23 protein-coding genes are annotated in these 22,147 nt (G+C 55.0%); 17 read left to right on the forward strand and 6 right to left on the reverse strand.

The genetic code is table 11. The features are described from left to right. Positions 1 to 222 precede the first annotated feature (222 nt). The 7 genes from ACU6TU_RS00570 (at position 223) to ACU6TU_RS00600 (ending at position 6,942) form a co-directional block, all read left to right on the forward strand. Entirely contained in the window at positions 223 to 507 is a 285-nt protein-coding gene (locus tag ACU6TU_RS00570) for a UxaA family hydrolase (protein ID WP_447142666.1), read from the forward strand. A 2-nt stretch (positions 508 to 509) separates the two neighbouring features. Further along, positions 510 to 1,679, forward strand: coding sequence for a UxaA family hydrolase (locus tag ACU6TU_RS00575; protein ID WP_447142667.1), 1,170 nt, complete (start codon positions 510 to 512; stop codon positions 1,677 to 1,679). A 168-nt stretch (positions 1,680 to 1,847) separates the two neighbouring features. Next, positions 1,848 to 2,810 (forward strand): tripartite tricarboxylate transporter substrate binding protein, encoded by a 963-nt coding sequence (locus tag ACU6TU_RS00580; protein ID WP_447142668.1) that lies wholly within the window; start codon positions 1,848 to 1,850, stop codon positions 2,808 to 2,810. A 22-nt stretch (positions 2,811 to 2,832) separates the two neighbouring features. Next, on the forward strand, positions 2,833 to 4,365 hold the full coding sequence (locus ACU6TU_RS00585) for a tripartite tricarboxylate transporter permease (RefSeq protein ID WP_447142669.1): 1,533 nt from the start codon (positions 2,833 to 2,835) through the stop codon (positions 4,363 to 4,365). Further along, entirely contained in the window at positions 4,362 to 4,844 is a 483-nt protein-coding gene (locus tag ACU6TU_RS00590; protein ID WP_447142670.1) for a tripartite tricarboxylate transporter TctB family protein, read from the forward strand. The genes ACU6TU_RS00585 and ACU6TU_RS00590 overlap by 4 nt, the downstream gene beginning before the upstream one ends. A 158-nt stretch (positions 4,845 to 5,002) precedes the next feature. Further along, the gene (locus ACU6TU_RS00595; RefSeq protein WP_447142671.1) at positions 5,003 to 5,941 is read left to right on the forward strand and encodes a hydroxyacid dehydrogenase; all 939 of its coding nucleotides are present in this window, start codon (positions 5,003 to 5,005) and stop codon (positions 5,939 to 5,941) included. Continuing rightward, positions 5,938 to 6,942 (forward strand): Ldh family oxidoreductase, encoded by a 1,005-nt coding sequence (locus ACU6TU_RS00600; RefSeq protein WP_447142672.1) that lies wholly within the window; start codon positions 5,938 to 5,940, stop codon positions 6,940 to 6,942. The genes ACU6TU_RS00595 and ACU6TU_RS00600 overlap by 4 nt, the downstream gene beginning before the upstream one ends. 3 nt (positions 6,943 to 6,945) lie before the next feature. On the opposite strand, the gene ACU6TU_RS00605 is transcribed toward ACU6TU_RS00600, so the two are convergent. After that, positions 6,946 to 7,974: a LacI family DNA-binding transcriptional regulator gene (locus ACU6TU_RS00605; protein WP_447142673.1), complete on the reverse strand. Its 1,029-nt coding sequence runs from the start codon at positions 7,972 to 7,974 to the stop codon at positions 6,946 to 6,948. A gap of 322 nt (positions 7,975 to 8,296) precedes the next feature. Between ACU6TU_RS00605 and ACU6TU_RS00610 the strand changes: the two genes are divergently transcribed. The 8 genes from ACU6TU_RS00610 to ACU6TU_RS00645 all read left to right on the forward strand — a co-directional run bounded on the left by ACU6TU_RS00610 (position 8,297) and on the right by ACU6TU_RS00645 (position 16,136). Next, the gene (locus ACU6TU_RS00610) at positions 8,297 to 8,524 is read left to right on the forward strand and encodes a hypothetical protein (RefSeq protein WP_447142674.1); all 228 of its coding nucleotides are present in this window, start codon (positions 8,297 to 8,299) and stop codon (positions 8,522 to 8,524) included. Positions 8,525 to 8,601: 77 nt separating this feature from the next. Continuing rightward, positions 8,602 to 9,786, forward strand: a complete 1,185-nt coding sequence (locus ACU6TU_RS00615; RefSeq protein WP_447142675.1) for a TRAP transporter substrate-binding protein — start codon at positions 8,602 to 8,604, stop codon at positions 9,784 to 9,786. After that, on the forward strand, positions 9,758 to 10,321 hold the full coding sequence (locus ACU6TU_RS00620) for a TRAP transporter small permease (protein WP_447142676.1): 564 nt from the start codon (positions 9,758 to 9,760) through the stop codon (positions 10,319 to 10,321). Before ACU6TU_RS00615 ends, ACU6TU_RS00620 begins: the two co-directional genes overlap by 29 nt. A gap of 11 nt (positions 10,322 to 10,332) precedes the next feature. Further along, positions 10,333 to 11,640, forward strand: a complete 1,308-nt coding sequence (locus ACU6TU_RS00625) for a TRAP transporter large permease (protein WP_447142677.1) — start codon at positions 10,333 to 10,335, stop codon at positions 11,638 to 11,640. Between the two features lie 188 nt (positions 11,641 to 11,828). Continuing rightward, positions 11,829 to 13,142, forward strand: coding sequence for a histidinol dehydrogenase (hisD, locus tag ACU6TU_RS00630; protein WP_447142678.1), 1,314 nt, complete (start codon positions 11,829 to 11,831; stop codon positions 13,140 to 13,142). A 1-nt stretch (position 13,143) separates the two neighbouring features. Further along, entirely contained in the window at positions 13,144 to 13,905 is a 762-nt protein-coding gene (locus ACU6TU_RS00635; protein WP_447142679.1) for an SDR family NAD(P)-dependent oxidoreductase, read from the forward strand. 24 nt (positions 13,906 to 13,929) lie between these two features. Further along, the gene (locus tag ACU6TU_RS00640) at positions 13,930 to 14,916 is read left to right on the forward strand and encodes an alcohol dehydrogenase catalytic domain-containing protein (RefSeq protein ID WP_447142680.1); all 987 of its coding nucleotides are present in this window, start codon (positions 13,930 to 13,932) and stop codon (positions 14,914 to 14,916) included. Between the two features lie 164 nt (positions 14,917 to 15,080). Further along, the gene (locus ACU6TU_RS00645; protein WP_447142681.1) at positions 15,081 to 16,136 is read left to right on the forward strand and encodes a YeiH family protein; all 1,056 of its coding nucleotides are present in this window, start codon (positions 15,081 to 15,083) and stop codon (positions 16,134 to 16,136) included. A gap of 84 nt (positions 16,137 to 16,220) precedes the next feature. On the opposite strand, the gene ACU6TU_RS00650 is transcribed toward ACU6TU_RS00645, so the two are convergent. The 3 genes from ACU6TU_RS00650 to ACU6TU_RS00660 form a co-directional block, all read right to left on the reverse strand. Further along, complete coding sequence (locus ACU6TU_RS00650) at positions 16,221 to 17,039, reverse strand: hypothetical protein (RefSeq protein ID WP_447142682.1); 819 nt, start codon at positions 17,037 to 17,039, stop codon at positions 16,221 to 16,223. Positions 17,040 to 17,465: 426 nt separating this feature from the next. Then, on the reverse strand, positions 17,466 to 17,666 hold the full coding sequence (locus ACU6TU_RS00655; protein ID WP_447142683.1) for a hypothetical protein: 201 nt from the start codon (positions 17,664 to 17,666) through the stop codon (positions 17,466 to 17,468). Between the two features lie 88 nt (positions 17,667 to 17,754). Then, the gene (locus tag ACU6TU_RS00660) at positions 17,755 to 18,126 is read right to left on the reverse strand and encodes a DUF4168 domain-containing protein (protein WP_447142684.1); all 372 of its coding nucleotides are present in this window, start codon (positions 18,124 to 18,126) and stop codon (positions 17,755 to 17,757) included. A gap of 303 nt (positions 18,127 to 18,429) precedes the next feature. Between ACU6TU_RS00660 and ACU6TU_RS00665 the strand changes: the two genes are divergently transcribed. Together ACU6TU_RS00665 and ACU6TU_RS00670 are read left to right on the forward strand one after the other, a co-directional pair. Beyond that, positions 18,430 to 19,320, forward strand: coding sequence for a sugar nucleotide-binding protein (locus ACU6TU_RS00665; protein ID WP_447142685.1), 891 nt, complete (start codon positions 18,430 to 18,432; stop codon positions 19,318 to 19,320). Continuing rightward, positions 19,317 to 20,051, forward strand: coding sequence for a lysophospholipid acyltransferase family protein (locus ACU6TU_RS00670; RefSeq protein WP_447142686.1), 735 nt, complete (start codon positions 19,317 to 19,319; stop codon positions 20,049 to 20,051). Before ACU6TU_RS00665 ends, ACU6TU_RS00670 begins: the two co-directional genes overlap by 4 nt. 150 nt (positions 20,052 to 20,201) lie before the next feature. Here ACU6TU_RS00670 and fabB read toward each other — a convergent pair whose 3' ends face one another. Continuing rightward, positions 20,202 to 21,419 (reverse strand): beta-ketoacyl-ACP synthase I, encoded by a 1,218-nt coding sequence (gene fabB / locus ACU6TU_RS00675; protein ID WP_447142687.1) that lies wholly within the window; start codon positions 21,417 to 21,419, stop codon positions 20,202 to 20,204. A gap of 12 nt (positions 21,420 to 21,431) precedes the next feature. Beyond that, entirely contained in the window at positions 21,432 to 21,947 is a 516-nt protein-coding gene (fabA, locus tag ACU6TU_RS00680) for a 3-hydroxyacyl-[acyl-carrier-protein] dehydratase FabA (protein WP_447142688.1), read from the reverse strand. Between the last annotated feature and the right edge of the window lie 200 nt (positions 21,948 to 22,147).

Consider the following 22,147-nt stretch of genomic DNA (forward strand, 5'->3'; position numbering starts at 1 on the left):
ATCATATGTCATATATATGAGTAGTGGTTTCAGCGGATGTAGCGCGTCACGGCTTTTGAATATTGGTTTTTAAATACGTTTTTGAATATTTTGAGCCGCTTTGTGTAGGCCGTTTTTTCAGACGGGTTTTAGACAGGTTTTGTAAGCGGTTTCCGTCATTGGATGCTTTGTCATTCGACACCGGGATAACGTCAATAACCTCACAGGTTGAGAGGAGATATTATGAGCATCGACTTTATAGTGCATGATGCCGACGATAGCGTCGGGGTCATTGTGGTCGAGGGGATTCAGGCTGGCCAAGAGGTAACAGGCTGGATCATGGAAGGTAACGAGACGATGACTTGCACCGTTCATGATGCCATTCCGATCGGTCATAAACTGGCGGTTCGTGATCTGGCAGAAAATGATGCTGTCATGAAGTACAGCGTCGATATTGGTCGCGCCATCAAGCCGATCAACAAGGGTGAACACCTGCACGTCCACAATGTTAAAACCAAGAGGTGGTAAAAATGGAAATTACAGGTCGCAAGTTTCAAGGCTATCGTCGCGAGAATGGGCGCGTTGGTGTCCGTAATCACGTTATCGTTATGCCGGTCGACGACATTTCCAACGCTGCCGCCGAGGCCGTCGCCAATAACATCAAGGGAACGCTGGCACTGCCGCATGCTTATGGCCGTTTGCAGTTTGGTCCTGATCTCGATCTGCACTTCCGTACGCTGATCGGTATTGGTTGCAACCCGAACGTTGCTGCGGTCATCGTGATTGGTATTGAGCCGGGCTGGACGAACAAAGTTGTGGATGGCATCAAGGCTACCGGCAAGCCCGTTGAAGGCTTCTGGATCGAGCAGAACGGTGACCACAACACGATTTGCGCGGCGTCCAAGACAGCCCGTGAGTTCGTGCAGCACGCCAGTGAATTGCAGCGCGAAGAGTGCGATATCAATGAGCTGTGGGTCTCTACCAAGTGCGGTGAGTCCGACACTACCTCAGGTCTGGCTTCCTGCCCGACGACAGGTAACGCGTTCGATAAGCTCTATGATGCAGGCTGTACGCTGGTATTCGGTGAAACATCCGAGTTGACGGGTGGCGAGCATCTGGTTGCTGAGCGTTGCGCGACGCCTGAAGTACGTAAGCAGTTCCAGGCGATGTTTGACGGTTACAGCAACATGATTGACCGCTACAAAACCAGCGATCTATCGGAATCCCAGCCGACCAAGGGCAACATTGAAGGTGGTCTGACGACTATCGAAGAGAAGGCGCTGGGTAATATCCAGAAAATCGGTAAGCGCTGCATGGTCGATGGTGTGCTCGATAAAGCCGAAGCGCCGACCGGGTCAGGGTTATGGTTCATGGATTCTTCTTCGGCAGCGGCTGAGATGGTGACACTGTGCGCAGCGGCGGGCTATGTCGTGCATTTTTTCCCGACGGGCCAGGGTAACGTTATCGGTAACCCGATTCTGCCGGTGATCAAGCTGTGTGCTAACCCGCGTACCCTGCGGACCATGAGCGAGCATATTGACGTTGATGTCACGCCTCTTGTCAGACGCGAGATGGATATGGACGAGGCTGGTGATGCATTACTGGAAATGATGATGCGTACTGCCAATGGCCGTCACACTGCCGCTGAAGCGCTTGGGCATCGTGAGTTCGTTATGACACGCCTTTACGAAAGTGCCTGATCATCTTTTGACGCCCTTGCTCTATGTGGCTGGGCGTCGCTTTGTTTTAGGAGGAATGTTTAACCGATAGCGCCTCTCACCCAGTACCGTAGACTATCGCAAGCGTCGGTACTGTTTGCTCGCAAGTTAAAAACGACAATGACAACGACAATACTTGGAGAATAAATCATGCGAATCTCTCTATCCATCGGCCTGGCAGCCGGTCTGGGACTATCCCTCGTCAGCGCTTTGACCATGGCTCAGACTGACGACTTCCCATCCAAAAACATTCAGTACGTGATTCCCTTTGGCCCAGGCGGTGAGTCTGATATCAGCGCCCGTCTGCAGCAGAAATATTTCGAGGAAATCACCGGTGAACAGCTGATCGTCCAGTATATGCCGGGCGGCGGTGGTGCTGTGGGTTGGTCTCAGCTCTCGGATATGTCGGCGGATGGCTACACGATCATGGGGTCCAACCTGCCGCATATCATCCTCAAGCCGATGGGGAAAGATGTCGGTTTCCAGCTGGAAGACCTCAGTAATTTCCACTATTTCCATTATTCGCCGGATGCCATTCTGGTGCGCAATGATAGTCCTTATGAAACCCTTGATGACTTGATTGAAGCCGCCAAGGCAGCGCCGGGAGCGGTAACTCTCTCTGGTAGCGGTACTTACAGTGCCAACGATGTGGCGAATACGCGCTTCCAGCAGTTAGCGGATGTCACCACGACCTATATTCCCTTCAAGGGAACCGGTGCAGCGGTAACGGCGCTACTCGGTGGTCAGGTGCAGGCAGAGTGGGGCTACACGACGGTCGCCGCCAATCATCAGGACAAAGTCCGCATGCTGGCAGTGGCTTCTGAGGAGCGTCACCCGATGTTCCCTGATGTGCCGACCTTCCAGGAACTTGGCTATGACATGATAGGGGGTGCCTATCGTGGTATGGCGGTACCTGAGGGAACGCCTGACGACATTCAGCAGAAGCTTTCTGATATTTTCCAGCAGATTAACCAGAATCCTCAGTTCCAGCAGGAAATGCAGGATCTAGGCTTTGTACTGATGGATATCCCGGTAGATGAAATGGACGCCTTCATGGCGGAGCGTATGGATGTTTACGAAGCTACCGCGCGTGAACTCGGCCTGATCGACTGATCTGACCCCGGTAAGGAGTCGTATGGATATTCTCAGTCATGCATTAGGCGCTTTGTCGCCGATGAATCTGGGGTTGGCGCTGCTGGGGGTTGCGGCGGGAATCATCATCGGGGCGCTGCCAGGGCTTTCAGCCACTATGGCAGTTGCCGTGTTGGTGCCGGTGACCTTCGGTATGACGCCGGAGTCAGCGTTGATCATGCTGGGTGCGATTTATACCGGTGCCATTTATGGCGGGTCGTATTCGGCCATCCTGGTCAATACGCCGGGAACGCCGTCGGCAATAGCGACAACGTTCGATGGCTTCCCGATGGCCAAGCGTGGAGATGGTGACCTGGCGGTCACCCTCTCGACATTAGCTTCGGTGGTGGGTGGGCTGGTCGGCGTACTGGCCTTGCTGACCCTGGCACCTTTGCTTGCACAGGTGGCGCTGAGCTTTGGTCCTGTGGAATATTTCTGGCTGGCCATTTTCGGGTTGACGCTGATCTCAGCGTTGTCCGAGGGGTCGACGTTGAAAGGTTTCATGGGCGCTGGGTTTGGGTTATTGCTCTCTACTGTCGGCGTGGCCGTGGTGGGGGGCGATATTCGCTATACCTTTGGTTCTCAGGTGTTGCTGGGCGGCATCGAGACAGTATCGGCGCTAATCGGGCTGTACTGTATCCCGGTGCTGATTGATCTTGTCGCTACCCCTGAATCCCATCTTAAAGTTAGTGAAGAACCACGCGGGATCCGTTTACGCGAAGCCCTGAAGCATGCCTGGGTAGGCAAGCTGAATCTATTGCGTTCGGCGACCATTGGCACCGGGGTGGCGATTTTGCCGGGGGCTGGTGGGTCGATTGCCAGTCTGGTGTCGTACTCGGAAGCCCGGCGCACCGCTAAAGACTCGAGTTCCTTCGGTAAAGGAAATCCTCAGGGCGTGCTGGCCACCGAAGCCGCTAATAACGCGACGGTAGGCGGTGGCTTCATTCCCACCCTGGTATTGGGGATTCCTGGTACGCCGCCGGATGCTGTCATCCTCGGGGCGCTGTTGGTGCAAGGGTTTCGTACCGGACCGGAGCTGTTCACCACCAATGCGAGTATCACCTACACCTTTGTCGGCGGGCTGTTTATCGCTACCTGCCTGCTGTTGCCGCTGGGGTTACTGATCGGCCGCTATGCCTTCAAGTTCATTATCACCATTCCCAAAGCGTTACTGGTACCTACCATCGCCTTTATGACGGTGATTGGGACCTATGCCATTCGCAATAGCGTGAGTGATGTCATCATCATGCTGACCCTGGGTGTGGTGGGCTGGTTCCTCAATCGCTACGGGTTCAAACCCTCGCCGATCGTGCTGGGCCTGATTCTGGGGCCTATTGCCGAACAGGGGTTCGTGCAGGGCTTCCTGATGGGGCGTGCAAGCGGCTCCTACGCAACGATGTTCTTTGGTGGGCCGATTTCGCTGACGATCATCGCCTTATCGATCCTCAGTGTTTTCTACCCGGTGATCAAAGCGCGTCGAGCCCAGAGGCGCCATAAGAAAGGTGCGGATGATTCCCATCAGGAGACTTCATCATGAGCAAAACGCTTCCCAGGCTCCAGGCGTCGTGCTCGGCACGTTCAGAGTTCCTGATGCCGCTGCTGTTCATCGGTATCGGCGCTGTCTGCCTATGGCACAGCCAGGATATGAGCCAGCTTGGCGCTATCTTTCCCGCCACCATCGCTATCGTGGTGATTGTCGCGGGGTTACTGCGGCTTGGCCAGCTGGTGGTGCGCGGGGTGTTAAGCAATACGGAGCGTGACAAGGGTTCCACGCCCAGGCGGATACTGCTGGTGGTCGTGATGACCGTCTGGGCGCTATTGATGCCATGGGTGGGGTTTCTGCTGACAGGACTGGCAAGTTTTGCCTGCTTGATGGTAGTGGCTCAGTACCGATCCTGGCCAGCGCGACGTTTAATCGGACATCTGGTGACCGGAGCCGTGATGGTCGCCTTTTTCTACGGTCTCTTTGCCTTGCTGCTTAATGTGCCGTTGCCGCTGGGGCGGTGGTGGATGTAGCCGTTTTGTTGCACAGAGACATACAACCCTGATTGCCGGGGCTGCCCCGGCAATAACAGCTGTCACGTTAATAATAACTGTTCCATCAATAACAACTGTTCCATCAATAACAACTGTCCCAGTAATAAAACTGTTCCAGTATTAACAAAGGAGTACTCATGACCAAAATCGTGATTTCTGAGTTCATGGACGAAGCCGCTGTCGAGAATCTTCAAACGCAGTTTGACGTCATTTTCGACATCACCCTGGTTGATAACCGCTCGTCCCTGCTTGCCGCCGTCGCTGACGCTGACGCCATTATCGTGCGCAATCGCACCCAGGTTGATGCCGAGTTATTGGCGGCGGCTCCTCGCTTGAAGGCGGTAGGACGCCTGGGCGTGGGCCTCGATAATATCGACCTCAAGGCCTGTGACGCCCATGGGGTGGCCGTGAAACCGGCGCATGGCGGAAATGGCAGTTCGGTTGCCGAGTACGTACTGACTGGCATCTTGATGTTGCGCCGCAATGCCTATTTCTCCAGCCCGTCAATGCTGGCAGGTGAATGGCCCCGTCAGGCGTTGATTGGACGCGAAGCCAGTGGCTCAACACTGGGCCTGGTCGGTTTTGGTGCCATTGCGCGTGAGACGGCGCGACGAGCACTTGCTCTGGACATGAAAGTGGTGGCGTTTGATCCTCATCTGGCGGCGGATGCGCCGGAATGGGCGGGGGTTGAACGTCATGAGAGCCTCGATAGCCTGCTGGCAGTCGCAGATTCCGTCAGTTTGCATGTGCCATTTACGGATGAGACGCGTCACTTGATTGACGATGCCGCCTTGAATCGCATGAAGCCCGGCGCCGTTCTGATTAATGCCGCACGCGGCGGTATCGTGGATGAAGTGGCCTTGGCTGCGGCGTTGCGCGAAGGTCGGCTGGCCGCTGCCCTGCTGGATGTCTTTGAACAGGAGCCCTTGCCAGGTGGTTCAGCCCTTGACGGTGTGCCCAACCTGATTCTGACGCCCCATATCGCCGGTGTTACCGAAGAATCCAATGCCCGTATCAGTCAGATGACCGCCGATAATGTGCGTGATGTGCTGGCACAAGCGGGGGTAAGCGCATGACTGACAACGTCAAATTAAGCGTCGCCGACGTGCGTGAGCTGGCCATGGCCGCCATGCGGGGGCGTGGCTTTAGTGAGAACGAGGCCGCAGCGACCGTCGAGGCCTTGCTGGCCGCAGAACATGATGGTTTACCGTCACACGGTTTGTCACGGTTGCCTTTCTATCTGGACCAGGCAGCCAGTGGCAAGGTAGATGCCTCAGCCGTCCCTCGGGTGGAGACACAAGGCGCCGTGGTGCGCGTTGATGCCGCCTATGGCCTAGCCTTTCCCGCCGTAGAGCAGGGGCTGAAAGCGGGCTATCAATGCGCCGCGCAACTGGGAATGGCGGCGGTGTCGATCGCACATTCTCACCATTTTGGGGTGGCCGGTGCCTCGGTGGAAGCGGCCGCCCGGCAGGGCTATCTGGCGCTGGCGTTCAGTAACGCTCCGTCTGCCATGGCCCCCTGGGGCGGAAAGCGCCCGCTGTTTGGCACCAACCCGATTGCTTTTGCTTGCCCACGTCGCGAAGACGACCCGCTGCTGATTGATCTGTCGCTGTCCAAAGTGGCGCGTGGCAAGGTGATGATGGCGAAGCTGCAAGGTAAGCCGATCCCGGAAGGCTGGGCACTGGATATAGAGGGGCAGGCCACCACGGACCCGGATGACGCGCTGGCAGGCAGTATGGTGCCCGCCGGTGATGCTAAAGGGGCCGCGTTAGCGCTGATGGTTGAGCTATTGACAGCAGGACTGAGCGGTAGCAATTTCGGGTTTCAGGCCAGTTCCTTTTTTGATGCAGAGGGCAAACCTCCCGGTATTGCGCAACTGATTCTGCTGATTGATCCGCAGCGGTTTTCCTCGGGCTTTGTTGAGCATGCGGAAAGTCTGTTTGCGGCCATGTTGGAACAGCCTGACGTTCGCATACCGGGTGAGCGTCGCTTTCAACTGCGCCGTGAGGGCGATGGCCAGGTCACATTATCGACCTCTCTTGTCGCCGCGCTTGAGAGCCATGCAGCCGCGAGCTGACGTTCAAGCCGTTGGGTTTAATGGGCCAGTCGATTCCCGGATGACCAGGGGAGCGTCGAGTAACTGCCGGTGTGGGGGTGTTTCGCCCGCGATGCGGGCCACTAATGCATCGGCGACTTGATACCCGATATCAGCGGCAGGAACCGCCACGGTAGTGAGAGCTGGTGTCATGAAGCGGGCTTGGGGAAGGTCATCGAAGCCCGTGACCGAAAGGTCATCAGGTATGCGAACGCCAGCTCGCTGGGCCGCCAGCATGACACCGAACGCCAGGGTGTCGTTACCGCAAAGTATGGCGGTGGGAGGTGTTTCAAGGCGCATCAGTGTTTCAAACGCCTGAAACCCTTCAGCAATGCCGTAAGCGACAGTGACGACACGTTCCGGCGGTATGGCACATCCGGCCTGCTCGGCTGCCTGGAGAAAACCCTTCAGGCGGGAGCGGGCGCGGTCATTGCCTTCTACCGGTGCGCCGACCACGGCGAGTCGACGATGCCCAAGCGATAGCAGATGTTCGGCCAGTGTCTGGGCAGGTGCCGTATTATCAAAGCCAATGGATGGCCAGTTGGGATCATCAATGCTGTGCCAGCAGGTTAAAAAAGGCAGCCGGCGGCGCTTTAGCGTTGTCAGTGCACTGGGTCGATGGTCATGGCCGATCAGCACCAGACCATCAACCCCTTGTTGTATCAGCGTGTGTAACGCTTCGAGTTCATCATCAAGATCATAGCGGTAGGTGGCAATCAGCAAACGGTAATCGTGATGTTTAAGACGCTGTTCCAGGCGGTTGATACCTGTACTGAAAATAGAATTGTCCAACGTAGGGACCAGCGCCCCAATGGCACCGATACGCCGCGAGGCAAGGGCCCGTGCAGAGCCATGTGGCACATAGCCAAGTTTGTCTACGGCAGCTTCTACACGAACACGCAACTGGCTGCTGACATGCGGTGCCCGGTTGAGAACTCTTGAGACAGACGCGGTTGAAACGCCAGCTTCCATGGCAACATCGGCCAGTAGAGCGTGTTGTAGTCCTTTGTTCATAAAAGCTTTTTCCCTATTCTTTACAGGATGAACCCCTTGGCACATCGACATGTGCATGGCAAAGGAAAGTTTTTCTGGACAATTCATCTATATGAGTCTAGTTTGAATACACAGCTTTGTAAGCGCTTACATTCAAGCCTACTTCTATATACAACATTGAATGGGCCGCTGCCAAGGCTAAGTACGTTACGTAAACAAGGCACGTAAACAAAGTACGTAAAAGAAGTACGTAAGTGAAGTGCGTAAGCGCAGTACGTAAACACAGCACGTAAACACAGACAGACAAAGATAATTACAAGAATAATGTTAGAGGAGTGACCCTATGTCGGATTCATCTCATCAACCTTCGAGTCACAAAGGGATTGGGGCTCTCATGTGGATAGCCTTCGGCCTTTTTGTGGTTTTTTTCCTCAATGTTTTGCTTCAACGCTTCAGTCCGGGGACGTTAAATCTTTCCGCCGCTCAGGAAGCTTTGTTTCTGCTGGCGACTACAGGGATTTTTATTTCGGCCTGTCTGAAACTTGAATCCCGCAACTCCGATACTGCATGAGGTCTATCGAGGCCTGACAACAACGTTTGTAACAACGCTGATAACAACGATTGATAACAACTACAAGGAGCACGCTGATGTCTCTGTTAAACCGTTTTGAACTCTTCAAGTCCGGTGTCGCTGGTGAGCCTAGTCTGCCAGAGCGTCGTCAATTCATGCTTAACGCGGGCCGCTATGGCTTTAGCGCTGCCGTGATTGGCGCTGTTGGCGGAACTCTGTTTTCAGAGCAGGCCATGGCGCAAACCGCACAGGAGGAGAGCGAACTTCAGGCGGCTGCCGAAATGACCATCGTTCTGGCAACCGGGTATCGGGTAGGCGCAACGCGGGCTTATCCCATCATGCAGCTGAACTACAAAGAGAACCTGCAGAATTTCACGGGTGGTCGAATCTACGTCAGGCTGGCGCCTGCCGGTGAGCTGGGTGTTGGCGACACGCTGATCAGCAAAGTGCAAGGCGGGTCTATCGCGATTGCGCAGCATTCCATGGCGAACCTGGCGGCCTTTGCACCGGAAGTGGATCTGATCAACATTCCTTACTGGTGTGGCAATAATCAGAATCTTATCAACCTGGTGACCTCACAGACCTGGGAAAATGTGGTTCACAACAAGATTGAGGAGCGCGGTTTCAAGGTGCTTTCCTATATCTGTATTGATCCACGTACAGTGGCGGTTCGTAAGGGGTTGCTTGATGGTCCCGTCAAAACGCCGGAAGACATCCAGGGCATCAAGTTCCGGGTTCCGGGCTCACAGATCCTGCAAAAAGTGTATCGCTTGCTGGGCGCTAACCCAACGCCGGTTGCGTGGGGGGAAACATCTTCTGCCATGCAACAAGGCGTTGCCGATGCGCTTGATCCCAGTGTTCAGGCCTTGCTGGTGTTTGGTTTCACCGACGTGCTGAATAGCATTTCCACCATTCGATCCGTCGCGGATGCCCAGGTATATACCTGCAATAAGGAATGGTTTGATTCGCTGCCTGCTCCGATTCAGGAAGGTGTGATGCAGGCGTCTGCCACAACGTTCCGGGAGAACCTGGCCAAGGTGCCTGCCGCGCGGGCCTATGCTTATAACCAGATGCGTCAGGCAGGCGTCGAAGTTTATAACCCGACAGACGATGAAATTGGACAGTGGCGTGATCGCTGTGGTCATCAGCTGGCGGATTGGGACGAGACCAAGCTGGAGCTGGCCGGGTCTATGGATGTCTTCGAGCAATTACTCGCGGCAACGGAGGAAAACAATGGCTACTTCGTCGACAGCAACAGCTAAGGTGTCGAAGTGGCGGGCGTTCCGACTGCGCTGTGACAGTATTGATCGCAAGGCTGAGCGTTGGCTACTGCTGACTTTCTACGCCTTGATCATTCTGACTATTGCCATCGAAGTGTTTCGTCGCTTTGTCATTAACTACTCCTCGCCCTGGGGCGAGGAGGTTGCCCGCTACGCGTTTATCTACCTGGCATGGCTGGCGGCAGCGGCAGCGGTCAGAGATCGGGCGCATATCCGTATCGATGTGCTGGTGAATCTGGGTGGCCCGAAAATGAAGCGCCTCGGTTGGTGGCTGGCGGATATTGCCACTCTGGTGCTGGCGGTATGGGCTCTTTGGCTATCGATTGCCCCAATTGTCACCTCGCTGAACTTTGGGTCGATTACTCCCGGTTTGCGTGTATCACAGGCCTTTTTCCTGGCGGCCGTGCCCCTTGGCTTTGCCCTTGTGGTATTGCGAGTGGTGCAGTCAATGCTGGCAGATGTTCGCCGTATGAAGCGTGGTGAACCCGTGTTTGATGGTCAGAAGCTGTTTGACTGAGGTAAATCGCTATGGAATTTATGACATATCAACCCGCCGCGGCAGATTTGGGGTGGAGCTTTTTTCTCCCCATTCTGGTACTGGTCACCATGATTGCATTAGGTGTGCCGATCTGGGTCTCCATTGGGCTAGGTACGCTGTTGGCGATGACCTTCACCGAAGCATTGCCCTTATCGGTGTTCGGGGCGTCGTTGTTTCAAGGCATCAATGCGTTTGCCCTGATTGCCGTTCCGCTGTTTATCCTGACCGGCGATGCGCTGGTGCGCTCAGGCCTATCGGAGAAATTGCTTAACCTGGCACAGGCCACGGTGGGTGGGTTTCGAAGCGGCATGGGGAGTTCTACGACGCTGGGCTGTGGCTTCTTTGCCTGTATCTCCGGCTCTGATGCGGCAGGTGCTGCTGCCGTTGGACGCATGACCATCCCACGGCTGGTGGAAAGAGGGTATCCGCTTCCCGCCGCCTGTGCGCTGGTCGCAGCGGGCGCCTGTACCGGGATTCTGATACCGCCTTCGATTGCCTATATTGTCCTGGGACTCGTGTTGGGCATGCCGGTTTCCACGTTATTTCTGGCCGCTATTATCCCCGGCATTCTGGTGATGCTGGCGATCATGATAACCAATGTGGTGTTGAACCGGATGTACGGCTTTGAAAAGGGGCACGAGCGTTTCTCGTTTCAAAACTGGCTACACGCTGTATGGGATGCGAAATGGGCACTGTCTGTCCCTGTCGTGATTCTGGGTGGGATTTATTCGGGTATCTTTACACCGACAGAGGCAGCGTCGATCGCCGTCATCGTTGTTGTGCTGGTGGGTTTTCAGCAAGGCACCCTCAGGTTGAGTGATATTCCCCGAATGCTGGAATCATCGGCACGCGTGTGTGGGGTGATTGTGCCGATTATTGCGATTGCGCATCCATTGGCTCAGATGCTTGCCAGCCTGTCTATTCCGCAGACCATGGTCGGCAGTATCACCGGTTTTACCGACTCTCCGGTAGTGATTATTTTGTTGATGATCGGTGTTCTGGTTCTGGCAGGCTGTGTGATGGAGGCGACGCCTAATATCGTGATTCTGGCACCGCTTTTACTGCCACTGGCACAGATGGTCGGCATGGACCAGTTCCATTTTGCCATCCTGATGGTGACGACACTGGGACTCGGGTTCATAACCCCGCCATTAGGGCTGAATCTCTTCGTGGTTGCCGGGTTGACACGCTGCTCCGTGCTCGCTATCGCACGCTATGCCATCCCCTTTGTACTCGCCATGCTGTCGGTGGCTTTACTGGTCGCGTTTGTGCCTTGGCTGTCGCTCTGGTGGCAGTAAGAGCATAACCATACCGGGATGAATTGATTTGCAACATACCTACAGATTGGTGGCGATAAAAAAATGTAAGCGCTTACATTTTGTAGGGGTAATGCCTGATGTGCCCATGGATGTCTCGAACTTCTTGTGCACTGGGACTGAAACGTCAACAAAAAAACGTCAGTAAAACAAAACAGAGGAATGTAGAAATGGCGATTACTTACTATAAAAAAGCCGATAAAAACGCATCAACCGGGCATGACCAGACACAGGAAGTCGTGTCCAGAATGCTGGCCGAAATTGAAGCGGAAGGAGAAAGTAAGGCAAAAGAATATTGTCTGAGCCTTGATGGTTGGCAAGGGGATGTTGTGGTAGGCCGAGAACAAATTGAGGCGGCGAAAGCGAAAGTACCCGAGCAACTTAAAAAAGACATTCAGTTTGCTTACGAGCGCGTCAGCCGCTTTGCTGTGGCTCAGCGTGACAGCATTCAGGAGTTTGAGACCGAGCTGTCGCCGGGACTTTTTGCTGGCCAGAAGCTGATCCCGATGGAAACGGCTGGCTGTTACGTACCGGGTGGTCGTTATGCGCACATTGCGTCAGCCATCATGAGCGTGGCAACGGCGAAAGTTGCCGGTGTCAAAAATGTGGTGGCGTGTTCAGTGCCGCGTGATGAGCAGGGGATTCACCCAGCCATTCTTTATGCCATGGACCTGGCCGGGGCGGATACCATCCTACAGATGGGTGGCGTGCAAGGTATTGCTTCCATGGCTTTCGGCCTTTTCACCGGCAAGCCGGCCGATATTCTTGTTGGCCCGGGTAATCGCTTCGTCGCCGAGGCCAAGCGCCAGCTGTTCGGCCGCTGCGGTATTGATATGTTTGCCGGTCCGACTGAAATCGGCATCATCGCGGATCACACTGCTGACCCGGATATCGTCGCTGCTGATCTTGTTGGTCAGGCTGAACATGGACCGGATACCCCGGTCTGGTTATTCACAATGTCCAAGGATCTAGCCGATGCGGTAACAGAGCGTATGCCCGGCCTGATCGAATCGCTACCTGAAACCCAGCGTAATGCCGCTGAGGTGGCTTGGCGTGATTATGGCGAGATCATCCTCTGTGATACCCGTGAGGAAATTGTGGAAGTCAGTGATCGCTACGCCTCCGAGCACCTGGAGCTCCAGGTGGAAGACCTTGATTGGTGGGTAGAGCGACTGAACAGTTACGGTTCACTGTTTGTGGGTGAAGAAACCACCGTTGCCTTTGGTGACAAGTGTTCAGGCACCAACCATATCCTGCCAACCAAGGGCGCTGCCCGTTATACCGGCGGCCTGTCAGCGCAGAAATTCCTCAAGATTGTGAGCTATCAGCGTCAGAGTCGTGAAGCAACGCGCAGTGTCGCTGCGGCTACGGCGCGGCTATCTCGCTGCGAAGGCATGGAAGGACATGCGCGCACCGGTGATGTTCGTCTGGCCAAGTACTACCCGGACGAGACCTTTGATCTGGTGATCAATGAGGAGGTCTGAGATGCAAGCGGACTTCAGTCTCGATGGCCAGGTGGCACTGGTAACCGGCGGAAGCAGCGGTCTGGGGCGCGCCATGGCCGAGGCACTGGCGGCATCAGGCGCCAAGGTGGTGGTTGCCGCTCGAAGGCGCGAGGCGCTGGAAGAGAGTGTCGCGACGATTGAAGCACAGGGTGGCCAGGCGGCCGCCCTTGTGGCTGACCTTGCCGCGCCGGAAGCGCTGGATGATATTGCCAAGCGTGCTGCTGAACCCTTCGGAACCGTTACGATTCTGGTCAATGCGGCAGGCGTCAATCTACGTCAGCCCATTGACGAGGTTGACCTGGCTTCCTGGCAACTGACGCTGCAGCTGCATCTGGGTACGCCTTTCTTTTTATCTCGTGCGCTGGCGCCGGGGATGCGTGAAAAGGGCTATGGGCGGATCATCAATTTGGCCTCGCTGCAATCGCAGCGGGCCTTCCCCAACAGTGCGCCTTATGGGGCGGGTAAGGGCGGCATTGTTCAACTGACGCGGGCCATGGCCGAGGCGTGGTCGCAGTATGGCATTAATGCCAATGCCATCGCGCCGGGATTTTTCCCCACGGAGCTTACGGCACCACTGTTTAATGATTCGGCGGCAGCCGGAAACCTGGCGGAGCGAACGGCCATTGGCCGCAATGGCAGCATGGCTGATATCGCTGGTCCAGCGGTGTTTCTGGCGTCCCCGGCATCAGGCTATATCACGGGGCAGACACTCTACGTTGACGGCGGATTTACCGCAAAATAACGTGATTCTGTAAGGAGTTGCACTATGCAAGCGCTTTATTATGTTGGCCCGGAACAGGTAGAAATGCGCGAGACCGAGGAATTGCCGTTAGCCGAAGGCGAGTCCCGGGTGCGCATTCTGGCGACGGGGATTTGCGGTTCCGACCTGCATGCCTTTCATGGCCATGATGCCCGTCGTCAACCACCAATGATTCTCGGGCATGAAGCCGCTGGAGAGGTGCTGGAAGGCCCTTTGGCCGGCAAAAGAGTGACCATGAATCCGCTCATCGTATGTGGGCACTGTGAGTACTGTATTTCCGGGCGTCAGAACCTTTGTGCCAATCGCACCATGATTGGCATGACCCGCCCTGGAAGTTTTGCTGAAACGCTGACGATTCCAAACCATTGCCTGATTGAACTACCAGACTCACTGTCTGCAGAAGCGGCAGCATTGACAGAGCCGGCTGCCACTGCCCTGCATGGTGTAAACCGTCTGGCAAACTATCTTTCAAGGCCGCTTTCCGAAGCGCGGGTTCTGGTAATTGGTGCGGGTGCCATTGGTTTATTAACGGGGTTGATCCTGCGCCATAAAGGGGTCCGTCATCTGCAGCTTGCCGAAACCAACCCGTTGCGGCGCAGCACGGCGGAAGCAGCCGGGCTAAGCACGTTTGATCCGCGTGAACAAACACCGCAGACGGATAGCTTTGAAGCCGTTTTTGATTGTGTCGGTTCAGGGATTACCCGAGATATGGCAGTACGTTTCATACGGCCGGGCGGGGCCATTATGCACCTAGGGTTGCAGGACAATGAGGGGGGACTGGATACCCGATCCATCACGCTCAAGGAAGTCGCCTTCCTGGGAGCCTATACTTATACCTCCGCCGACCTGCGCGCCACCGTCGACCTGCTGGATTCACAGGCACTTGGCCCGCTTTCATGGGTCGAAGTCCGCCAGCTTGAACAGGGCGCTGCGGCTTTTGCTGATCTTGTTGCCGGTCGTACGCCTGCGGCGAAAATAATCCTGACACCTTAACGCTTCCGACGATATGAGAAAGTACGGATGGGAACGGTGCCGCTGGCGTACGCAGGGCTCTAGGCTACATAATAACTGGCTGATGTAGCACTGTATGATTCAGGTTGAGAACCAACCTCGCATTAGCCACATGCCTCTGGCATGAAAGGATTAGGAGCTGGCACATGAAGCCATCGATATTTACGACTTCCGGGGATAGCAGGTTGTCTCGGCTTATACGTCGAGTCCTTGATTCTCGCGATATTGGGCGTGGTCTGCTGGTGTGCTTCACCATTGCACTGGCAACCACGTTCATTGCTGACCATTACGGGGGGCCGACGCTTCTTTACGCCCTGTTGTTTGGTATGTCACTACACTTTCTGAGCGATGAAGGACTGTGCCAAAAGGGCATTGAATTTGCGGCTCGTACGGTGTTGCGTCTTGGTGTGGCTCTGCTGGGGGCGCGGATGACGTTTGATCAGGTCGGTGAGCTAGGCATCGGGCCTGTGCTCACCGTGATAGGGTCAGTGGCCATCGTTATCCTGTCAGGGGCGGTGCTGGCCAGAATGCTAGGTTTACAGCGTGATCTTGGCTTGCTGACGGGTGGCGCTGTTGCCATCTGTGGTGCCTCTGCAGCGTTAGCGTTGTCGGCGGCGATGCCACGTCATGAAAACAGCGAGCGCAACACCATTCTGACGGTGGTCGGGGTGACCACGCTCTCAACGGCGGCCATGGTGATCTACCCTTTGATTGCGGGTGTTCTGATGCTCACCAATACTCAGGCAGGGATCTTTCTGGGCGGTACTATCCACGACGTTGCTCAAGTGGTGGGGGCGGGTTACATGATCTCGGAAGAAACGGGAGACACCTCAACGTTGGTCAAGCTGGTCCGGGTTGCCATGCTGGTGCCTGTCGTCATGGTGTTCATGTGGCTTTTCCGGGCGTCACGCAAGGAAGAGAGCGGCGCGAGCAAGGTGCCTATGCTACCGGGGTTTCTGGTGGGCTTTGTGGTGCTGGTGGTGATTAACAGCCTGGGATTGATCCCTGAGGTGGTGAATGATGGGATGTCGACATTGTCCCGCTGGTGTCTGGTTACGGCTATTGCAGCCCTGGGCATCAAAACCTCTTTTCAGAAACTTGCCGTCGTGGGATGGAAGCCGGTGATATTAATGGTTCTGGAAACGCTGTTGCTGTTGGCCATTGTACTGGGTGTTGTCGTGTTTGGCGGACTGGGCATCTAACGCGTCCAGGTCGGCATGAACAGACGTCTGGTTATGTAAGGCGAGTTGGCGAAATAAGCCACTCGCCGTTTTTTTGCGTATTTTCTAAAATCCTAGCTGCTTGAACAGGGCGTCATAGGTCGACTGGCGGTCTTCCGGTCCGCAGACGATATGGTCGACTGTCTGGATCGCGTCTGGCCGTTTCTGTAGGTAGTTGATCATGCGGCTGACACTGGGAACCGAATCCATGCTGTTCGAGCCGCTGACGTTAACATTGAGGTTGCGGCAGACATGCAGCTTACCCTGGCCGATCAGAATCAAATGATGGCAACGTACCGTATCGCTCCATACCGGCAGTAAACAGCCCGAGCCTTCGCACACAATCGACGCCGCACCCCGCTCGCATAATTGCTGATAAGAAGCCTGAATAACGTGTTTATCCATGGCATCAAGATGTTCCGGCGTATAGCGGTGGGGTAAAGCGGTGGCCTGCGCCATGGGAAAATTCAAGCGCTGCAGCGCCGCTTGAATATCACGCCGCTGTAGAATCCTCGCATCCTGCATGCAGCTATAAAAGACACGGTTGCCGAGTGCCCGTGTGCCTTTGCGCATCAGCAGTGTGTTACCGCGATGCGGGTAGGAAATACGATAGGAAGGCGCCACCAGCTCCAGGTCCGCAGTGGTGGTCATGTTAGAGGCTTCGCTCAATACCACGGCATCCTTGCCAAACAGCACTTGTTCATCGCCGCCCGGTGCAGAGAGCAGAAAATCATAGGAATCCAGAAGCTTGATGCCGCCATATGGCTTGAAGCCCGCCACCGCTTCACGCTTGGCGAGATAGCGCACCAGTGCGCTGGAGATAGCGGTCTTGCCTGCGTCGGTGGAGTTCCCGATGACCCAGTACAGAGTAGGTGGTTGGCGCATGAAAAATCCTTTTCAGGGCGTTAGGGGCTGTAGATTTCCTAACTGCCCCATCAGAGATCCTTATGGCGCAGCAACGTGGTTCGGGATGAAACGTTAACGGGCCTAGGATTAATAAAATCAAGCGTATCATTTTCCTAGCCAGACTGCTCGCTTCAGATATATGGGGCATAGGCAATAAAAAACCCTTACCTGGTTGGTAAGGGTTAACCGTTTGAAAGATCTTTTGGCCAAGCTTAGGAGTAAGATCTACCAAGCATTTATTTCAAGGAGTTTACAAATAGTTAGTTAAAACGACTACCAATCAGAAGATGCCTCCTGTCCATCGAACCTTTTCCAGTTGTCTTGTTCACTGGCTGTAAGATCACCTGTAGAATTTGAGCTATCGATGTTGAAATGCGGATTTTCCCCGGTGGTTGCGTCCATGTCTTAGGTAAAACCTATTTCATTGGAATAGTCATCTGATTGTTTGAACTGACCATTAGTGGTACTGGACGGTTCTTCCACATTAAACTCACTGGCAGAAAATGTTTCTTCTGCGGATGTATGCATGTCGGCAAAACTCAATTGACTAAATATCAAGCCCATGGCCGTCATGCCAAGTGTTTTTAATGCCTTTTTCGCAACCATGATTCGCTTTCCTTTCAAGTCGACGAGCCCTGATATTGAAAAAAGTGGTGCATGCTGCACCACTTTGTGGTGATTGGCTAAAAGTGACTTAGGAGTCAGCCATTTCCTGCACGCGTTGCATCAGCTCAGGGTTTGACTGAACTGCCTGACCAATGGCGTTAAATGTGTCAACTTCCAGACCGCTGTCTTCGACAGTCTCGATCATTTTTTCGTTGGCTTCTTGCTGAATCTCTTGCTGTGCAGATTCGCCCTCAGCAGACTGCAACTGTTGGGTGTATTCCTGAGAGAGCGTTGCGATTTCTTCTGATGCATTGACGAACTGCTCTAGTTGCTGCTCGGAAAAATCTGCTGCGGCCGGAGCAGTTTGCGTTGCTGTGTTCTCCTGAGCATGGATGTTGGCATTCGCCATAAGGCCCAGGCTCAACAAAGCAGCGGCTAAGATAGATGTTTTAAATTTCATGGATATCACCATTTTGGTATTTAAGGTTCATTTCAATTTACGCCTCCCTATGACGGATGTGTGTAACCTGGGTTCAATAAAGAATGTTATTTAATGTTAATTTTGAGCGGGTGCACGCTCCTTTGAATGGCAAGCTGTATTCAACGTTAGGCGCAAGGCATAGGGTCGAGGACTGGGTGGTAAAGTTTTCTGATGCATGGTCAGCGGTAAGCATGTGCCGATTCGCTTGTTAACGTTTAGAATGGTCGGCCTAAAACGAGATTGAATATCGTGGCGTGAATACGCCCAAGGGGAGAGGCTTTCGTGAAGCTGCTGATTCTGGATGCGGGACACTGTATGAGCCTGGCGTTGGCGCGCGAGGCTGGCCGCCGCTCGGATACCGAACTGGTGATTGAAGCAGGAATGACGCTGAGCGCTGAACGCTTGGCGGATATTGCGCCGGATGCGGTAATCGTGCCGCCTCTCGCACACCCATTAAGAATGGTACCTGCCGAGGTGATGGCACATGCCGATGCGGTTGATGCTTGCCTTGAGGCTTGCAAGACACAGCAGACGACGCTGGTGTGGTGTGTCTCTGACCAGTTATATGAAGATGGTTTCGACGTGCCGATCGATGAGCACGTCGTACCAGCACCACGGGATGAAAGTCTGCGTCGTCTGGTCAGAACCGGTGACCGTATTCGCGCCGAATATTCACGCCATCTGATCGTGCGCCTGGGGCCACTGTTTGCGCTGGAGGGTAGTCACGCCTGGTTAAATGAGATTATCGATACGCTGGTGCTGGGAGATAGCGTTAGCGCCGCCGAGGATGTTGTTTTCTGCCCCACCAGTGCCGATGCCGTGGCGCTGGCGCTGGTGGGGATGCTGCAGCAACTGCGCTGTGGCGTAAACGCCTGGGGTGCTTATCACCTGGCGGGCACAGAGCCGGTCAGTGCTTTTACCTTTACATCGATGGTGCGTACCCAGCTGGCAACGCATCTGGAAGGGCGTGGCGAGACGGTCATGCTGGGTGACGTGCAGGCATTGAAGCATCACCACGATGCCAAGTTGCGCCGGGTGCTGAACTGTCGTCGTGTACTGGAAACCTTTGGCGTTCATCAGAAACCCTGGCGGCTTGAGGTCGGACGCATGTTGGATGCCTGGTGCCTGACGCGAGATGACGGCGCAACGAATGAGACGGAGGGCGCCGTTTGATGAATGCGCTGCGCAGTGTGATTTTTTATATCGGGTACTTTGGCGCCATGTTGTTGATAGGGGCTTGCTGCTTACCCATCGCCCCCTTTTTGCCGTTATCAGGACGGTATCGCCTGCTCAACCTGTACAACCACTTTCTGATGGTGTGGTTTCGTCTGGCCTGCGGAGTGCGTTACGAGATTGAAGGGCGTGACAACCTGCCGGAAGGGCCCTGCGTGATTCAGGCCAATCATCAGTGTGAGTGGGAAACGGTGTTTCTGCAGGTGATGAAACCGCCGGTATGTACGGTGTTGAAGCAGGAGTTATTAAGGCTTCCGGTCTTTGGCTGGTCATTAAAGTTGCTTGACCCGATTGCTCTCGACCGTTCTCGACCGGCGCGCGCCATGAAGCAGGTGTTGACGCAGGGCGTGGTGCGTCTGAAAAGCGGGTTATCGGTGTTGATCTTTCCAGAAGGAACCCGAGTGGAACCAGGCGTGCGTACACGCTATAACAAAAGTGGCAGTGTGATTGCCTGCCGTGCGGGCGTGCCGGTATTGCCGGTTGCCCATAATGCCGGTGAGCGCTGGCCAGGTCGACATTGGGTCAAGCGCCCGGGGGTCTTGCGTGTGCGCATTGGGGCACCGATTGCGACGGAAGGAAAGACGTCTGATGAAGTGAACGTCGAAGTGGAAACATGGATTGAAGCACAGCTGCAGGAAATCTCGGATGTGCCGCGACCCTTAACGCCCTAGGGCGAAGTACTTCAGATATAGTACTTCAGATATAGTACTTCAGACATAGTGCTTCAGGCATAAAAAACGGCGCCAATCCTCAAAGGATGGCGCCGTTTTGTTTGGCTGCGTATCAGCTTTCGCAACGCTGCTTCAGCGGGTTACACCGCATTAGCTGGCGTAACGTTGGAACACCAGACAGGCATTGGTGCCACCGAACCCGAAGCTGTTGGACAGCACGCGCTCAAGCGTTACGCCATCGCGACGCTCGGTGACGATGTCAAAGCCGTCTGCCTGCTCATCCAGTGAATCGATATTGGCTGAGGCCGTCACGAAGTTATGTTCCATCATCAACAGCGAGTAGATCGCTTCCTGCACGCCCGTGGCACCCAGCGAATGGCCGGTGAGTGATTTTGTGGAACTCATGGCAGGCGTGGTATCGCCAAACAGGGCGCGAACGGCTTGCAGTTCGGCCACATCGCCCACCGGCGTCGAAGTACCGTGGGTGTTGATGTAGTCGATATCACCATTCACCGTGGCCATTGCCTGCTGCATGCAGCGAACAGCCCCTTCACCGGAAGGCGCGACCATGTCATAGCCATCCGAGGTGGCCCCATAGCCGACCAGCTCTGCGTAGATTTTGGCACCGCGCGCCTTGGCATGTTCAAGCTCTTCAAGTACCAGCATGCCGCCGCCGCCTGCAATCACGAAACCATCGCGCGCCTGATCATAAGGGCGCGATGCCTTTTCCGGCGCATCGTTATAGTTCGTCGAGATGGCACCCATGGCATCGAACAGGCAGGAAAGCGTCCAGTGTTCTTCTTCACCGCCACCGGCGAAGACAACATCCTGTTTGCCCATCTGTATCTGTTCCATGGCGCTACCAATACAGTGTGCAGAGGTGGCGCAGGCGGATGAGATGGAATAATTCACACCCTTGATCTTGAACGGTGTGGCCAGGCACGCAGAAACCGTGCTGCCCATGGTGCGCGTGACGCGATAGGGGCCAACACGACGCAGGCCTTTCTCACGCAGCACATCAGCGGCTTCTACCTGATTGGCACTGGATGCGCCCCCGGAACCGGCAATCAAGCCTGTCCGTTCGCTGGAAACCTGCTCCGGAGAAAGGCCTGCATCTTCGATCGCCTGTGCCATGGAAATGTAGGCATAAGCGGCCGCGTCTCCCATAAAGCGCAGCAGTTTGCGATCAATCAAAGCGTTAAGATCAATATCGACGCTGCCAGCTACATGGCTACGAAGACCGCGTTCGGCATACTCTTCTTTGAAGCGAATGCCACTGCGCCCATTTTTGAGCGCATCCAGGACCTGTTGCTGATCATTGCCGAGACAAGACACGATGCCCAGGCCGGTGACTACCACTCGTCGCATGGAAGCCTCCTGTTAAAAGTTCGCAGTGGAGGTGAATAGGCCAACGCGCAAGTCGTTCGCCTGGTAAATCTCGCGCCCGTCGACTGTTACGGTGCCGTCGGCCATTCCCAGAATCAAGCGGCGAGTAATAATGCGCTTAATGTTAATACTGTAGGTGACTTTTTTGGCATCGGGCAGAATCTGGCCGGTAAACTTCACGTCACCACAACCAAGCGCTCGCCCGCGGCCTGGGTGACCGAGCCAACCCAGATAGAAGCCGACCAGCTGCCACATGGCATCCAGACCCAGGCAGCCAGGCATTACCGGATCACCGGGAAAGTGGCAATCAAAAAACCACAGGTCTGGTGTAATGTCCAGCTCAGCAATCAGCTCGCCTTTGTTACTTTCACCGCCGTCTTCGGTGATGCTGGTAATGCGGTCCAGCATCAGCATGTTGGGAGCGGGCAGCTGTGCATTGCCGGGGCCAAATAACTCACCGCGTGAGCAGGCCAGCAGTTCTTCGCGATCAAAAGAGTGTTGCTTGGTCACTGAAACGTTCCGAATATCGAGATTATTGTTGGCCGCGCGCGGCACCCAAGCCGAAGCGGAGTGCCGATGCACAGGCCGCAAGGCCATGACTAGTCTACTTCCCGACGCTTTCGAATGCACGTAGTGCCTGTACGGTTGCGTCATATCCGATGTTATCTGCTGGCAGACAACACCGCTAACTTACCCGCAGCGTGACACTT

The sequence above is a fragment of the Halomonas sp. LS-001 genome, assembly GCF_052983955.1.

Bases quoted from the DNA above. Each gene is read 5' to 3' on its own strand.
- ACU6TU_RS00570 (WP_447142666.1), top strand. From the start codon at position 223: ATGAGCATCGACTTTATAGTGCATGATGCCGACGATAGCGTCGGGGTC.
- ACU6TU_RS00575 (WP_447142667.1), top strand. From the start codon at position 510: ATGGAAATTACAGGTCGCAAGTTTCAAGGCTATCGTCGCGAGAATGGG.
- ACU6TU_RS00580 (WP_447142668.1), top strand. From the start codon at position 1,848: ATGCGAATCTCTCTATCCATCGGCCTGGCAGCCGGTCTGGGACTATCC.
- ACU6TU_RS00585 (WP_447142669.1), top strand. From the start codon at position 2,833: ATGGATATTCTCAGTCATGCATTAGGCGCTTTGTCGCCGATGAATCTG.
- ACU6TU_RS00590 (WP_447142670.1), top strand. From the start codon at position 4,362: ATGAGCAAAACGCTTCCCAGGCTCCAGGCGTCGTGCTCGGCACGTTCA.
- ACU6TU_RS00595 (WP_447142671.1), top strand. From the start codon at position 5,003: ATGACCAAAATCGTGATTTCTGAGTTCATGGACGAAGCCGCTGTCGAG.
- ACU6TU_RS00600 (WP_447142672.1), top strand. From the start codon at position 5,938: ATGACTGACAACGTCAAATTAAGCGTCGCCGACGTGCGTGAGCTGGCC.
- ACU6TU_RS00605 (WP_447142673.1), bottom strand. From the start codon at position 7,974: ATGAACAAAGGACTACAACACGCTCTACTGGCCGATGTTGCCATGGAA.
- ACU6TU_RS00610 (WP_447142674.1), top strand. From the start codon at position 8,297: ATGTCGGATTCATCTCATCAACCTTCGAGTCACAAAGGGATTGGGGCT.
- ACU6TU_RS00615 (WP_447142675.1), top strand. From the start codon at position 8,602: ATGTCTCTGTTAAACCGTTTTGAACTCTTCAAGTCCGGTGTCGCTGGT.
- ACU6TU_RS00620 (WP_447142676.1), top strand. From the start codon at position 9,758: ATGGCTACTTCGTCGACAGCAACAGCTAAGGTGTCGAAGTGGCGGGCG.
- ACU6TU_RS00625 (WP_447142677.1), top strand. From the start codon at position 10,333: ATGGAATTTATGACATATCAACCCGCCGCGGCAGATTTGGGGTGGAGC.
- hisD (WP_447142678.1), top strand. From the start codon at position 11,829: ATGGCGATTACTTACTATAAAAAAGCCGATAAAAACGCATCAACCGGG.
- ACU6TU_RS00635 (WP_447142679.1), top strand. From the start codon at position 13,144: ATGCAAGCGGACTTCAGTCTCGATGGCCAGGTGGCACTGGTAACCGGC.
- ACU6TU_RS00640 (WP_447142680.1), top strand. From the start codon at position 13,930: ATGCAAGCGCTTTATTATGTTGGCCCGGAACAGGTAGAAATGCGCGAG.
- ACU6TU_RS00645 (WP_447142681.1), top strand. From the start codon at position 15,081: ATGAAGCCATCGATATTTACGACTTCCGGGGATAGCAGGTTGTCTCGG.
- ACU6TU_RS00650 (WP_447142682.1), bottom strand. From the start codon at position 17,039: ATGCGCCAACCACCTACTCTGTACTGGGTCATCGGGAACTCCACCGAC.
- ACU6TU_RS00655 (WP_447142683.1), bottom strand. From the start codon at position 17,666: ATGGTTGCGAAAAAGGCATTAAAAACACTTGGCATGACGGCCATGGGC.
- ACU6TU_RS00660 (WP_447142684.1), bottom strand. From the start codon at position 18,126: ATGAAATTTAAAACATCTATCTTAGCCGCTGCTTTGTTGAGCCTGGGC.
- fabB (WP_447142687.1), bottom strand. From the start codon at position 21,419: ATGCGACGAGTGGTAGTCACCGGCCTGGGCATCGTGTCTTGTCTCGGC.